This is a genomic window from Streptomyces sp. AcH 505, assembly GCF_000818175.1.
Classification (GTDB): domain Bacteria; phylum Actinomycetota; class Actinomycetes; order Streptomycetales; family Streptomycetaceae; genus Streptomyces.
Window position 1 is genome coordinate 3614959 of sequence record NZ_JTIY01000001.1, and the last position, 12475, is coordinate 3627433.

A 12475-nucleotide genomic window follows, 5' to 3' on the forward strand; every position below is an offset into this window, starting at 1 on the left:
GACAGCGCCGCGCGGCGCCTCGCGGGGGCAGGCGGCGTGCGGCCGGCGTCCGGCCGGGCCTCAGGCGCGCAGCGACGCCAGGTACTCGCGGCCCGCGCGCAGCTGGGGCGGGAGGGCGGCTGCCGCGGGGTACCAGCGCTTTTCGTACTCCCAGCAGACCCACGCGTCGTCGGCCAGCAGCGACAGGCACTCTGCCAGCGGCAGCACGCCCGCGCCCAGGGCCAGGGGAGTGGTGTCGTCGGCAGACGCGATGTCCTTCACCTGGACGTAGCCGAGGTACGGGCCGAGCGCCGCGTGGGTGACGGTGGGGGACTCGCCGCCCAGCCAGGTGTGCATCAGGTCCCAGAGGACGCCCACCTGCGGGTGGCCCACCGGGCCCACCACCCGGGCCGCCGCCGCGCCCGTGCGGTGCGAGTCGTGGGTCTCCAGCAGGATCCGTACGCCGAGGTCGGCCGCCACCTCGGCCGCCGCGCCCAGCCGGCGCGCCGCAGCGGCGTCCGCTTCGGACGGCTCCGCCGCGTCCTCGCCGCCGGGGAAGACGCGGACGAAGGGCGCGCCCAGATCCGCCGCGAGGCGTAGCAGGCCCTCCAGCTCGGCGCGCAGCGCCTCGTCGTCGGCTGCCGGGTCCGCGACCCGCGCGTATCCGGCGATCCCCAGGATCTCCACCCCCGCGCGCTTGAACTCGTCGGCCACGGCGGCCCGCTCCCGGGGCCCGATGCCGGGATGCGCGGGCTCCTCGGGGTGGGCCCGCAGCTCCACGCCCTGGTAGCCGGCGGTGGTGGCGAGTCCCAGCACGTCCGAGACGGGCAGCCCCGGCACTCCCAGGGTGGAGAACGCGAACTTCACGTGATGGTTCCTTTCCGAAGGGCGAGGGCCGCGTACACGTCGGCTCCGGTTCTCACCTCTGCCCACTCAGCGGGCGCGGACGCCTCACGCCCCCCGGGGCGGCGCCGTCGAGGCGCGTGCCATCAGCTCCGCCGAGATCGTCGCGATACCGCCGGGCGGGGGTGTCTCCCGGCCCATCGCCAGCCGGCCGGCCCGCGCGCCCGCCTCGTACAGCGGCAGCCGTACGGTCGTGAGCGCCGGGACCGCGTCCACCGAGAACGGCAGGTCGTCGAAGCCCGCGACGGAGACGTCCTGCGGGATGCGCAGCCCCTTGTCGCGTATGGCGGCGCAGGCGCCCAGCGCGACCGTGTCGTTGGCGGCGACCACGGCGGTCAGGTCGGGGGCGCGGCGCAGCAGTTCCACCGTCGCCTCGTACCCGGAGCGCCGGGTGTACGGGCCGTGGAACGTCAGCAGGTCCTGGTCGACCGTCAGGTCCTCGGGTACGTCGGCGGCCCGCAGCGCTTCGCGGTGGCCCTCCAGGCGGTGCCGGGTGGTGGTGCGCTCCTGCGGGCCCGCCACATAGCCGATCCTGCGGTGGCCGAGCGCGAGCAGATGCTCCGTCAGCCGCCGTCCGCCGCCCCGGTTGTCGAAGGCGAGCGACGCCACGATCGCCTCGCTGTCCGGCAGCGGCGGCCGGCCGCACAGCACGACCGCCGTGCCCGCGTCAGCGAGCCTCGCCAGCTTCGCCGCCATCGCCGCGATGTGCGCCGGGTCCTCCAGGGCGCCGCCGGTGAGGATGACGGCCGCCGCGCGCTGGCGCTGGAGCAGGGTGAGATAGGTCAGTTCGCGCTCGGGCGAGCCGCCGGTGTTGCAGACGACGGCGAGCTTCTCGCCGCCCGCGCGGCCCCCGCTCTCCAGACCGCCGATCTCCGCCTGCGCGGCCCCCGCCATGATCCCGAAGAACGGGTCGGCGATGTCGTTGACGAGGATGCCCACCAGGTCGGAGGTGGCGGCGGCGAGCGAGCTGGCCGGGCCGTTGAGTACGTAGTCGAGGTCGTCCACCGCCCGCAGCACCCGGTCCCGGGTGGCGGCGGCGACGGGGTAGTTGCCGTTCAGCACACGCGAGACGGTGGCGGGCGACACCCGGGCGCGGGCCGCCACATCCGCCAGGGTGACTGTCATCGCGGTTCCTCCGTCGGGGCTCGGTCCATGGGTGATACAGCGGATCGCGGTGGGGCTCTTGTCCCCGACCGTGGTCGCAGGCTAGCTTCATACCGTATAGAAAGCGCTTGCTAGGGTCGTATGGAGGGAACTTCGTGACACGCAGGACAGTGCGGATCGCCATGAACGGCGTCACGGGGCGGATGGGATACCGGCAGCATCTGCTGCGGTCCGTCCTCGCGATCCGCGATCAGGGCGGCCTCGGCCTCGGGGACGGCGACGTCCTGTGGCCCGAGCCGGTTCTCGTCGGCCGCAGGGAGCACGCACTCAAGGAGATCGCCGAGCGGCACGGTCTGACCGAATGGTCCACCGACCTGGACGCCGTCCTCGCCGACGAGACCGTGGAGATCTACTTCGACGCGCAGGTCACGTCGGCCCGCGTCGAAGCCGTCAGGAAGGCCATCGCGGCGGGCAAGCACATCTACGCCGAGAAGCCGACGGCGACGGATCTCGACGGCGCGCTCGACCTGGCGCGCCTCGCGCGGAGCGCCGGCATCAAGCACGGCGTCGTCCAGGACAAGATCTTCCTGCCGGGTCTGCTGAAGCTCAAGCGGCTGATCGACGCCGGCTTCTTCGGCCAGATCCTCTCCGTACGCGGTGAGTTCGGCTACTGGGTCTTCGAGGGCGACTGGCAGGAGTCGCAGCGCCCCTCCTGGAACTACCGTGCGCAGGACGGCGGCGGCATCACCGTCGACATGTTCCCGCACTGGGAGTACGTGCTGCATGAGCTGTTCGGCCGTGTCACCACGGTCCAGGCGCAGGTCACGACCCACATCCCGCAGCGCTGGGACGAGCGCGGCAAGCCGTACGCGGCCACCGCCGACGACGCCGCCTACGGAATCTTCCAGCTGGCAGGCGGAGCCGTCGCCCAGATCAACTCCTCCTGGGCGGTACGGGTCAACCGCGACGAACTCGTCGAGTTCCAGGTCGACGGCACCCACGGCTCGGCCGTCGCCGGGCTGCGCCGCTGCCGCGTCCAGCACCGCAGCGCCACCCCCAAGCCGGTGTGGAACCCGGACCTGCCCGCCACCGAGCCGTTCAGGGACCAGTGGCAGGAGGTCCCGGACAACACCGAGTTCGACAACGGGTTCAAGACACAGTGGGAGCTGTTCCTGCGCCACGTCGCGCTCGACGAGCCGTTCCCCTGGGACCTGCTGGCAGGGGCGCGCGGGGTGCAACTCGCCGAGCTGGGCCTGCGCTCGTCGGCCGAGGGCCGCCGCTTCGAGGTGCCGGAGCTGACGCTGTGACGCTCCGGCTGCCCGCACCCGACGGCGGGGTGCGCACGTACGAACCCCGCGCCGAACCGGCCCGTTTCACCGTGGGCGGGCCGCCCCTGACGTCCCGTACGGTCTTCTCCGCCGCGCATGTCGTGGCCGACCCGTACGCCGACACCAGCCCCGACGGGGCGGCGGCCGTCGACTGGGACGCCACCCTCGCCTTCCGGCGCCATCTCTGGTCGCACGGCCTGGGTGTCGCCGAGGCGATGGACACCGCCCAGCGCGGTATGGGCCTGGACTGGGCGGGCGCCGCCGAGCTGATCCGCCGCTCGGCCGCCGAGGCGAAGGCCACCGGCGGCCGGCTCGCCTGCGGCGTCGGCACCGACCAACTCCCCCCGGGGGAGCACACTTTGGCGCGCGTGCGTGCCGCGTACGAGGAACAGCTCGCGCTCGTCGAGGAGACGGGGTCGCAGGCCATCCTGATGGCCTCCCGCGCCCTCGCCGCCGCCGCGAAGTCTCCCGACGACTACTGCGCCATCTACGGGCAGTTGCTGCGCCAGGCGGCCGAGCCCGTCGTCCTGCACTGGCTCGGGCCGATGTTCGACCCCGCGCTGGCCGGCTACTGGGGCAGCGCCGATCTGGACGCCGCCACCGAGACGTTCCTGCGGGTCATCGCCGAACACCCCGACAAGGTCGACGGGATCAAGGTCTCGCTGCTCGACGCGCGGCGCGAGGTGGAGCTGCGCCGCCGGCTGCCGGACGGGGTCCGCTGCTACACCGGCGACGACTTCAACTATCCCGAGCTGATCGCGGGCGACGAACGCGGCTTCAGCCACGCGCTGCTGGGCATCTTCGATCCGCTCGGACCGCTGGCGGCCGGGGCCGTACGCGTCCTGGACACCGGCGACAGCAAGGGCTTCCGCGAACTGCTCGACCCCACGGTCGAGTTGTCGCGGCACCTCTTCCAGCCGCCGACCCGCTACTACAAGACCGGGGTCGTCCTGCTCGCCTGGCTGGCCGGGCACCAGGACCACTTCGCGATGGTCGGCGGGCTGCAGTCGGCGCGTTCGCTGCCGCATCTGGCACGCGCGTACGAACTGGCCGACGGGCTCGGCCTGTTCCCCGACCCGGCATTGGCCGAGACCCGGATGGCGACCCTGCTCGGGGTGTACGGGGTGGACCAGTGAGCGACACGGTGAGCGAACTGTCCGCCGCGGACCTGGCCCGCTTCAGCATCAACCAGATGACGGTCAAGCAGCTGTCGCTGCCCGAGCTGACCGAGGCGTGCGTTCGGCTCGGCGTCCCGGCCGTCGGACTGTGGCGCGAGCCCGTCCAGGCGTACGGCGTCCAGGCCGCGGCCCGACTCGTGCGCGACGCCGGGCTCGTCGTCACCTCGCTGTGCCGTGGCGGCTTCCTCACCGCGACCGACCCCGGGCAGCGGGCGGCGGCGCTGGCCGACAACCGCGCGGCCGTGGACGAGGCCGCGGCTCTGGGCACCGACACGCTCGTCCTGGTGTCCGGCGGGCTGCCGCCCGGCAGCCGGGACCTGCCCGCCGCCCGGGAGCGGGTGGCCGACGCGCTGGCCGAACTCGCCCCGTACGCGGGCGAACGCGGCGTACGGCTCGCGATCGAACCGCTGCACCCGATGTTCGCCTCCGACCGCTGTGTGGTCTCCACCCTGGACCAGGCGCTGGAGCTGGCGGAACGCTTCCCCGCCGACCAGGTCGGCGTGGTCGTGGACACGTACCACCTGTGGTGGGACGACCGGGCGCCCGCCGCCGTTGCGCGCGCGGGGGCCGCCGGACGGATCCACTCCTTCCAGCTCGCCGACTGGGTCACGCCGCTGCCCGCCGGGGTGCTGAACGGCCGCGGCCAGCTCGGCGAGGGGGCGGTCGACCTGCGCGAGTGGCGCGAGCGGGTCGACGCGACGGGCTACCGGGGGCTGATCGAGGTCGAGTTGTTCAACGACGAGCTGTGGGCGCGTGACGGCGTCGACCTGCTCACCGAGGTCGCGGAACGGTTCGTGACGCACGCGCTGCGGTCCGGAGAGTAGCCCCGGGAAAATAACCGACGAAGTCGTGCAACCCTTCGGCACGGACGCGTGTCGTACATGGCATCAGGGCTTCCGGGGAGGGATCTGGGGGGATTCGGGAAGGCCTGATGGGTGGGGGGAACACGTGGGGCCTGGTCCGTGAGGACCGGGCCCCTTGTTCGTCTGTTCGTCGGTCCCGCCCCCGGACGGCCGGTTGTCCACAGGCGGTTGTCCACAGGCCGGTCGCGTTGTCGGACGGCGGCGGTAGCGTCGGATCATGTCCAACGCACCCGTCTCGCTCGCCGTTCTCGAAGCCGTTCTCGAGCGGATCACCTACGCCAACGAGGAGAACGGCTACACGGTCGCGCGGGTCGACACGGGCCGGGGCGGCGATCTGCTCACGGTCGTCGGCGCGCTGCTCGGCGCCCAGCCCGGCGAGTCGCTGCGGATGGAGGGCCGTTGGGGCTCGCATCCGCAGTTCGGCAAGCAGTTCACCGTGGAGAACTACACAACGATCCTTCCGGCGACGATCCAGGGCATCCGCCGCTATCTCGGATCCGGACTGATCAAGGGCATCGGGCCGGTCATGGCCGACCGGATCGTCGGCCATTTCGGCGTGGACACCCTGCGGATCATCGAGGAGGAGCCCAGGCGGCTCGTCGAGGTGCCCGGCCTCGGCCCCAAGCGGACGAAGATGATCGCCGTCGCCTGGGAGGAGCAGAAGGTCATCAAGGAGGTCATGATCTTCCTCCAGGGCGTCGGCGTCTCCACCTCGATCGCCGTGCGGATCTACAAGAAGTACGGCGACGCGTCGATCTCCGTCGTCAAGAACGAGCCGTACCGCCTCGCGGCCGACGTCTGGGGCATCGGGTTCCTCACCGCGGACCGGATCGCGCAGGCCGTCGGCATCCCGCACGACAGCCCGGAGCGGGTGAAGGCCGGCCTGCAGTACGCGCTGTCCCAGTCCAGCGACCAGGGGCACTGCTTCCTGCCCGAGGAGCAGCTGATCACGGACGCGGTGAAGCTCCTCCAGGTGGACACAGGGCTGGTCATCGAGTGCCTCGCCGAGCTGGCGGCGGACGAGGAGGGCGTCGTCAGGGAGACGGTGCCGGGGCCCGACGGCGGCGAGCCGGTCACCGCCGTCTATCTGATCCCCTTCCACCGCGCCGAGCTGTCCCTCTCCGCCCAGCTGCGCAGGCTGCTGCGGACCGGGGACGACCGGATGCCGGCCTTCCGTGACGTGGCCTGGGACAAGGCGCTGAGCTGGCTCGCCACGCGCACGGGCGCGAAGCTGGCGCCCGAGCAGGAGCAGGCGGTGCGGCTCGCGCTCACGGAGAAGGTCGCCGTGCTGACCGGCGGCCCCGGCTGCGGCAAGTCCTTCACCGTCCGCTCGATCGTGGAGCTGGCGCGGGCCAAGAAGGCCAAGGTCGTGCTGGCCGCGCCGACCGGGCGGGCGGCCAAGCGGCTGGCGGAGCTGACCGGCGCCGAGGCGTCCACGGTGCACCGGCTGCTCGAACTGAAACCGGGCGGGGACGCCGCGTACGACAGGGACCGGCCGCTGGACGCCGATCTGGTGGTGGTCGACGAGGCGTCGATGCTGGATCTGCTGCTCGCCAACAAGCTGGTCAAGGCGGTGGCACCGGGTGCCCATCTGCTGCTGGTCGGCGATGTGGACCAGCTCCCCTCGGTGGGCGCCGGCGAGGTGCTGCGGGATCTGCTCGCCGAGGGCGGCCCGGTGCCCCGGGTGCGGCTCACCCGGATCTTCCGGCAGGCCCAGCAGTCGGGTGTGGTCACCAACGCGCACCGCATCAACTCGGGCGTGCCGCCGATCACCCAGGGGCTCGCCGACTTCTTCCTGTTCGTCGAGGACGAGACGGAGGACGCGGGCCGGGTCACGGTCGATGTGGCGGCCCGGCGGATTCCGGCCAGGTTCGGTCTCGATCCGCGCAGGGACGTGCAGGTGCTGGCGCCGATGCACCGGGGCCCTGCGGGGGCCGGGGCGCTCAACGGGCTGCTCCAGCAGGCCATCACGCCCGCCAGACCCGAGCTGCCGGAGAAGCGGCTGGGCGGCCGGGTCTTCCGCGTGGGGGACAAAGTGACCCAGATCAGAAACAATTACGATAAAGGGGAGAACGGGATCTTCAACGGCACGGTCGGCGTGGTCACCTCGCTCAGCCTGGACGACCAGCGGCTGACGGTGCTGACGGACGAGGACGAGGAGGTGCCGTACGACTTCGACGAGCTGGACGAGCTGACGCACGCGTACGCGGTCACGATCCACCGCTCGCAGGGCAGCGAGTATCCGGCCGTGGTCATCCCGGTGACCAACAGTGCCTGGATGATGCTCCAGCGCAATCTGCTCTACACGGCGGTCACCCGGGCCAAGAAGCTGGTCGTGCTGGTCGGCTCCCGCAAGGCCATAGGGCAGGCGGTGCGCACGGTCTCGGCAGGCAGACGGTTCACCGCGCTGGACCACCGGCTCGCCGGCACCGGATGAGCGTGCGAAACATCATCGGGGACTTCCGGAACCAGGGCGAAGGGGGCAGGATGAACAGGTTGGCGGCACTCAGTGCCGCCAATAGGCCCAATGGTCGACCCCGAGTGCACTCTCCTGCGCCAAATGGGGGATGGTAGAGACAGTCAGGGCACCTCGAAGAAGAGGCACTACGTCGGTGAGGGATGACGTGAGCGAGAAACGCGACAACGACGCGGTAGTACTGCGGTACGGCGACGGCGAGTACACCTATCCGGTGATCAACAGCACCGTCGGCGACATGGGCTTCGACATCGGGAAGCTCCGTTCGCAGACCGGTCTTGTGACGCTGGACAGCGGGTACGGCAATACCGCCGCCTACAAGTCCGGCATCACCTACCTCGACGGCGAGCAGGGCATCCTGCGGTACCGCGGCTACCCGATCGAGCAGCTGGCCGAAGGGTCGAGCTTCGTCGAGGTGGCGTATCTGCTGATCAACGGCGAGCTGCCGACCGTGGACGAGCTTGCGTCGTTCAAGAACGAGATCACCCAGCACACGCTGCTGCACGAGGACGTCAAGCGGTTCTACGACGGCTTCCCGCGTGACGCGCATCCGATGGCGATGCTGTCCTCCGTGGTCAGCGCGCTGTCCACGTTCTACCAGGACAGCCACAACCCGTTCGACGAGCGGCAGCGCAACCTCTCCACGATCCGGCTGCTCGCCAAGCTGCCGACGATCGCGGCGTACGCGTACAAGAAGTCGATCGGTCACCCCTTCGTCTACCCGCGCAACGACCTCGGGTACGTCGAGAACTTCCTGCGGATGACCTTCTCGGTCCCCGCGCAGGAGTACGAGCCGGACCCGGTCGTGGTCTCGGCGCTGGACAAGCTGTTCATCCTGCACGCGGACCACGAGCAGAACTGTTCGACCTCCACCGTGCGGCTGGTCGGCTCCTCGCAGGCGAACATGTTCGCCTCGATCTCCGCCGGCATCAGCGCCCTGTGGGGCCCGCTGCACGGTGGCGCCAACGCGTCGGTGCTGGAGATGCTCGAAGGCATCCAGGCCGCGGGCGGCGACGTCGACTCCTTCATCCGCAAGGTGAAGAACAAGGAAGACGGCGTGAAGCTCATGGGCTTCGGGCACCGCGTCTACAAGAACTTCGACCCCCGGGCGAAGATCATCAAGGCTGCCGCGCACGACGTGCTGTCGGCGCTCGGCAAGACCGACGAGCTGCTCGACATCGCGCTGAAGCTCGAAGAGCACGCCCTGGCCGACGACTACTTCGTGGAGCGCAAGCTCTACCCGAACGTCGACTTCTACACCGGCCTCATCTACCGCGCGATGGGCTTCCCGACCGAGATGTTCACCGTGCTCTTCGCGATCGGCCGGCTGCCCGGCTGGATCGCCCAGTGGCACGAGATGATCAAGGAGCCGGGCTCGCGTATCGGCCGTCCGCGGCAGATCTACACCGGCGAGGTCCTGCGCGACTTCGTGCCGGTCGAAGGTCGCTGACGGGCCCGTACAACCGCGCCGCTCAAGCGAAAAGCGCCCCGCCGCCAATCCCCCCACGGGTTGACGAACGGGGCGCTTTCCATATCCCCGGAGCGGATTCCCCCCACGGGATCCGGGCCGGGCGCTGTGCGGGTGACCACCTGCGGTCACCCGGGTGCGGTCGGACCGGGGTACGTACGCACGGGAGGGCCGCTCAAGCTCCCCGGTGCACGTGCCCCGGCCAATCGCTTGCCTGGGACGTCCCCCAAGACATCCCATGAACGTCCCCCAAGACGTTCTCTCTGGCATCGTCCTCTTAGACACGCCAGGTCCCTGAATGGTTACCCATAAATCTATGTGATCTAGGTCTCTTTGTGAAGGACTTGTGCCCCATGTGAAGGCGGCACCGCGGCAAAGAGTTGGTCAGGCCAGCCCGGCCAGTTCGTACCCCGCCTCGTCCACCGCCGCCCGTACGGCGGCCTCGTCCGGCGCCGTGGTCGAGACGACCGTGACGCGCCCCGTGGCGGCCTCGGCCTTGACCGAGACCACGTCGGCGAGCGCGGAGATCTCGCCGCTGACGGCCCCCTCGCAGTGCCCGCAGCTCATCCCGGTGACCTGGTAGACGGTGGTGAAGGAGCCGGTGGCCGGGGTGGTGCCGGCCGGTGCCTCGGCAGTCATGACAATCTCCTCTTCGGGGCCTTGCTGACAGAGTCAGCTGAAATGCTACCCCTAGGGGGTATGGGCTCGTGTCAGCGCCCGCCCCGGTTGCCGGGACGGTTGGCGACCCAGGTGCGGACGGTGTCCGCGTACCAGTACGGCTTGCCGTTCTCCACGTGGTCGGGGGGCGGGAGCAGCCCGTGCTTGCGGTACGAGCGGACCGTGTCCGGCTGTACGGAGATGTGCGCCGCGATGTCCTTGTAGGACCAGAGCCGCTTGTCCGTCATTGAATGGCACCTCTCGCCGATGATCAACCCAGCCTGTGCCCAATCAGGCACGCAGAGTAATGGCGCGAGGGCGCTTGTCGCCTTCCTGGAACGGGATACCCGCGTAACGGAGACATGTGTGACAGAACATCAATAACGGTGACGCATGCGGCACATGGGGCGGTGTGCCGTCAGGCGCCGCAGCTCCGCAGGAAGCGGCGGGTGCGCTCGGCGATCGGGAACGGCTTGTCCGGCGGGCACGGGTACATGTCCTGCTCGACGATGGCGAAGAGATCGACGCCGAGCCCCTCGGCGGCGCTCAGGACGGGTCCGAGCGCGGGGATCCCGGTGGGCGGCTCGACCATCACGCCGCGGGCCACGGCGGGGCCGAACGGCACCTCGCCCGCGACGACTTCGGCGAGGATCAGCGGATCCACCTGCTTGAGGTGGAGATAGCCGATCCGCTCCCCGTACGTCTCGATCAGCCGGACGCTGTCGCCGCCGCAGTACGCGTAGTGCCCGGTGTCCAGGCACAGCGAGACCAGCTCCGGATCGGTCGCGTCGAGGAACCGCGCGACGTTCTCCTCGGTGTCCACGTGGGTGTCCGCGTGCGGATGGACGACGATCCGCAGTCCGTAACGGTCCCGTACCTCGCGGCCCAGCCGCTCGGTCTGCTCGGTCAGATCGCGCCACTGCCCGGCGGTGAGCGTGCGGTCCTCCAGCACCTGGCCGGTCTTGTCGTCGCGCCAGAAGGCCGGGATCACCACCAGGTGCTCCGCGCCCGTCGCGCGGGTCAGCTCCGCGATGTCCGCGACATGGGCCCAGGTCTTCTCCCAGACGGCGGGGCCGTGGTGCAGCCCGGTGAAGACCGTGCCGGCCGACACCTTGAGGCCGCGTCTGCCGGTCTCCTCGCGCAACCGGGCGGGGTCGCTGGGCAGGTAGCCGTACGGGCCGAGCTCGATCCACTCGTAGCCCGCGCCGGCGACCTCGTCCAGGAAGCGCTGCCAGGGGACCTGCTGGGGGTCGTCGGGAAACCACACCCCCCACGAGTCGGGTGCCGACCCGACGCGGATGCGGTTCAGTGTGGGTGAGGAAGAGGTCATACCGGTCAGCTTTCCGGCCATGAGGAAAAGGTGTCAAGGGTTCGTCCGAATGTAAGGACAAACTGTTGACAGCACTGCCGGCCGGGGCATTAGATCGGGGGCATCGGTCGCGCCGTCGAGCTGAAGGGACGCCCATGTCCGCACCGTACGACGTGATCACGATGGGCCGGATCGGGGTGGACCTCTACCCGCTGCGGACCGGGGTCCCGCTGGCCCAGGTGGACAGGTTCGGCAAGTTCCTCGGCGGTTCCGCGACCAATGTCGCCGTCGCCGCCGCCCGGCTGGGGCGCCGCGTCGCCGTCGTCACCCGCACCGGGCAGGACCCCTTCGGGGACTACCTCCACCAGGAGCTGCGCGGCTTCGGCGTCGACGACCGCTGGGTGACGGCGGTCGAGCGGTACCCGACCCCGGTGACCTTCTGCGAGATCTTCCCGCCGGACAACTTCCCGCTGTACTTCTACCGGCAGCCGAAGGCACCCGATCTGGAGATCCACCCGGACGAGCTGGATCTCGACGCCATCAGGGCCGGCAGGATCTTCTGGATGACCGGCACGGGACTCTGCGCCGAACCCAGCCGCGCCGCGACCCTCGCCGCCCTTGAGGCGCGTGACAGGTCGGGGACGACGGTCTTCGACCTCGACTGGCGCCCCATGTTCTGGCCGGAGGGCGCCGAGGCCCGCGAGGTGTACGGGGCCGCCCTGCGCCATGCCACCGTCGCCGTCGGCAATCTCGACGAGTGCGAGATCGCCGTGGGCGAGCGCGAACCCCACGCCGCCGCACGGGCGCTGCTCGCCGCCGGTGTCGAACTCGCCGTCGTCAAACAAGGACCCAAGGGCGTGCTCGCCGTCCACCGCGACGGCGCCGTGGCCGAACTCCCGCCCGTCCCCGTCGAGGTCGTCAACGGACTCGGCGCCGGTGACGCGTTCGGCGGCGCGCTCTGCCACGGACTGCTGTCCGGCTGGGACCTGGAGCGCACCATCAGCTACGCGAACGCCGCGGGCGCCATCGTCGCCGCCCGCCTCGCCTGTTCGTCGGCGATGCCGTACGACAGCGAGGTCACCCACGTACTCGCCGGCGGCCCGGTCCCCGACCAGGGCCCCCTGCCCACCCCCGGAGCCGCTTCGTGACCCGCGTCGATGTGTCCGAGATCGTCCAGCTGCGCGCGCACCGCCCGGAAGCCGTCGCCGAG

General features: G+C 70.7%; 11 protein-coding genes. 6 read left to right on the forward strand and 5 right to left on the reverse strand.

Annotated elements, in window-relative coordinates:
• Positions 1-60 precede the first annotated feature (60 nt).
• Positions 61-846 (reverse strand): sugar phosphate isomerase/epimerase family protein, encoded by a 786-nt coding sequence (locus HY68_RS16520; RefSeq protein WP_041989489.1) that lies wholly within the window; start codon positions 844-846, stop codon positions 61-63.
• Positions 847-930: 84 nt separating this feature from the next.
• Positions 931-2007, reverse strand: coding sequence for a LacI family DNA-binding transcriptional regulator (locus HY68_RS16525; RefSeq protein WP_041989492.1), 1077 nt, complete (start codon positions 2005-2007; stop codon positions 931-933).
• 134 nt (positions 2008-2141) lie between these two features.
• Here HY68_RS16525 and HY68_RS16530 point away from each other — a divergent pair, with 134 nt between their 5' ends.
• From HY68_RS16530 to HY68_RS16550, 5 genes are all read left to right on the forward strand, one after another.
• Positions 2142-3293, forward strand: coding sequence for a Gfo/Idh/MocA family oxidoreductase (locus HY68_RS16530; RefSeq protein WP_041989495.1), 1152 nt, complete (start codon positions 2142-2144; stop codon positions 3291-3293).
• Positions 3290-4450, forward strand: a complete 1161-nt coding sequence (locus HY68_RS16535; RefSeq protein ID WP_041989498.1) for a dihydrodipicolinate synthase family protein — start codon at positions 3290-3292, stop codon at positions 4448-4450. The genes HY68_RS16530 and HY68_RS16535 overlap by 4 nt, the downstream gene beginning before the upstream one ends.
• A 17-nt stretch (positions 4451-4467) precedes the next feature.
• Positions 4468-5316, forward strand: a complete 849-nt coding sequence (locus HY68_RS16540; RefSeq protein WP_041996272.1) for a sugar phosphate isomerase/epimerase family protein — start codon at positions 4468-4470, stop codon at positions 5314-5316.
• 256 nt (positions 5317-5572) lie between these two features.
• Positions 5573-7792, forward strand: a complete 2220-nt coding sequence (locus tag HY68_RS16545; protein WP_041989501.1) for an ATP-dependent RecD-like DNA helicase — start codon at positions 5573-5575, stop codon at positions 7790-7792.
• A gap of 175 nt (positions 7793-7967) precedes the next feature.
• The gene (locus HY68_RS16550; protein WP_198533281.1) at positions 7968-9281 is read left to right on the forward strand and encodes a citrate synthase; all 1314 of its coding nucleotides are present in this window, start codon (positions 7968-7970) and stop codon (positions 9279-9281) included.
• Between the two features lie 402 nt (positions 9282-9683).
• Here HY68_RS16550 and HY68_RS16555 read toward each other — a convergent pair whose 3' ends face one another.
• From HY68_RS16555 to HY68_RS16565, 3 genes are all read right to left on the reverse strand, one after another.
• Complete coding sequence (locus HY68_RS16555) at positions 9684-9938, reverse strand: cation transporter (RefSeq protein WP_041989506.1); 255 nt, start codon at positions 9936-9938, stop codon at positions 9684-9686.
• A 71-nt stretch (positions 9939-10009) separates the two neighbouring features.
• Complete coding sequence (locus tag HY68_RS16560) at positions 10010-10204, reverse strand: MerR family transcriptional regulator (protein WP_041989509.1); 195 nt, start codon at positions 10202-10204, stop codon at positions 10010-10012.
• Between the two features lie 170 nt (positions 10205-10374).
• A complete protein-coding gene (locus tag HY68_RS16565) occupies positions 10375-11286 on the reverse strand; it encodes a sugar phosphate isomerase/epimerase (protein WP_041996275.1) in 912 nt (303 codons plus the stop codon).
• Between the two features lie 134 nt (positions 11287-11420).
• Between HY68_RS16565 and iolC the strand changes: the two genes are divergently transcribed.
• Positions 11421-12413 carry a 5-dehydro-2-deoxygluconokinase gene (gene iolC, locus HY68_RS16570; RefSeq protein WP_041989512.1) on the forward strand — a complete coding sequence of 331 codons (993 nt, stop codon included), beginning with the start codon at positions 11421-11423 and terminating at the stop codon, positions 12411-12413.
• The last annotated feature ends 62 nt before the right edge of the window (positions 12414-12475 follow it).

Excerpts from the sequence above, each read along its gene's own strand:
- HY68_RS16525 (WP_041989492.1), bottom strand. The coding sequence starts at position 2,007 with ATGACAGTCACCCTGGCGGATGTGGCGGCCCGCGCCCGGGTGTCGCCC.
- HY68_RS16555 (WP_041989506.1), bottom strand. The coding sequence starts at position 9,938 with ATGACTGCCGAGGCACCGGCCGGCACCACCCCGGCCACCGGCTCCTTC.
- HY68_RS16560 (WP_041989509.1), bottom strand. The coding sequence starts at position 10,204 with ATGACGGACAAGCGGCTCTGGTCCTACAAGGACATCGCGGCGCACATC.
- iolC (WP_041989512.1), top strand. The coding sequence starts at position 11,421 with ATGTCCGCACCGTACGACGTGATCACGATGGGCCGGATCGGGGTGGAC.
- HY68_RS16545 (WP_041989501.1), top strand. The coding sequence starts at position 5,573 with ATGTCCAACGCACCCGTCTCGCTCGCCGTTCTCGAAGCCGTTCTCGAG.
- HY68_RS16565 (WP_041996275.1), bottom strand. The coding sequence starts at position 11,286 with ATGACCTCTTCCTCACCCACACTGAACCGCATCCGCGTCGGGTCGGCA.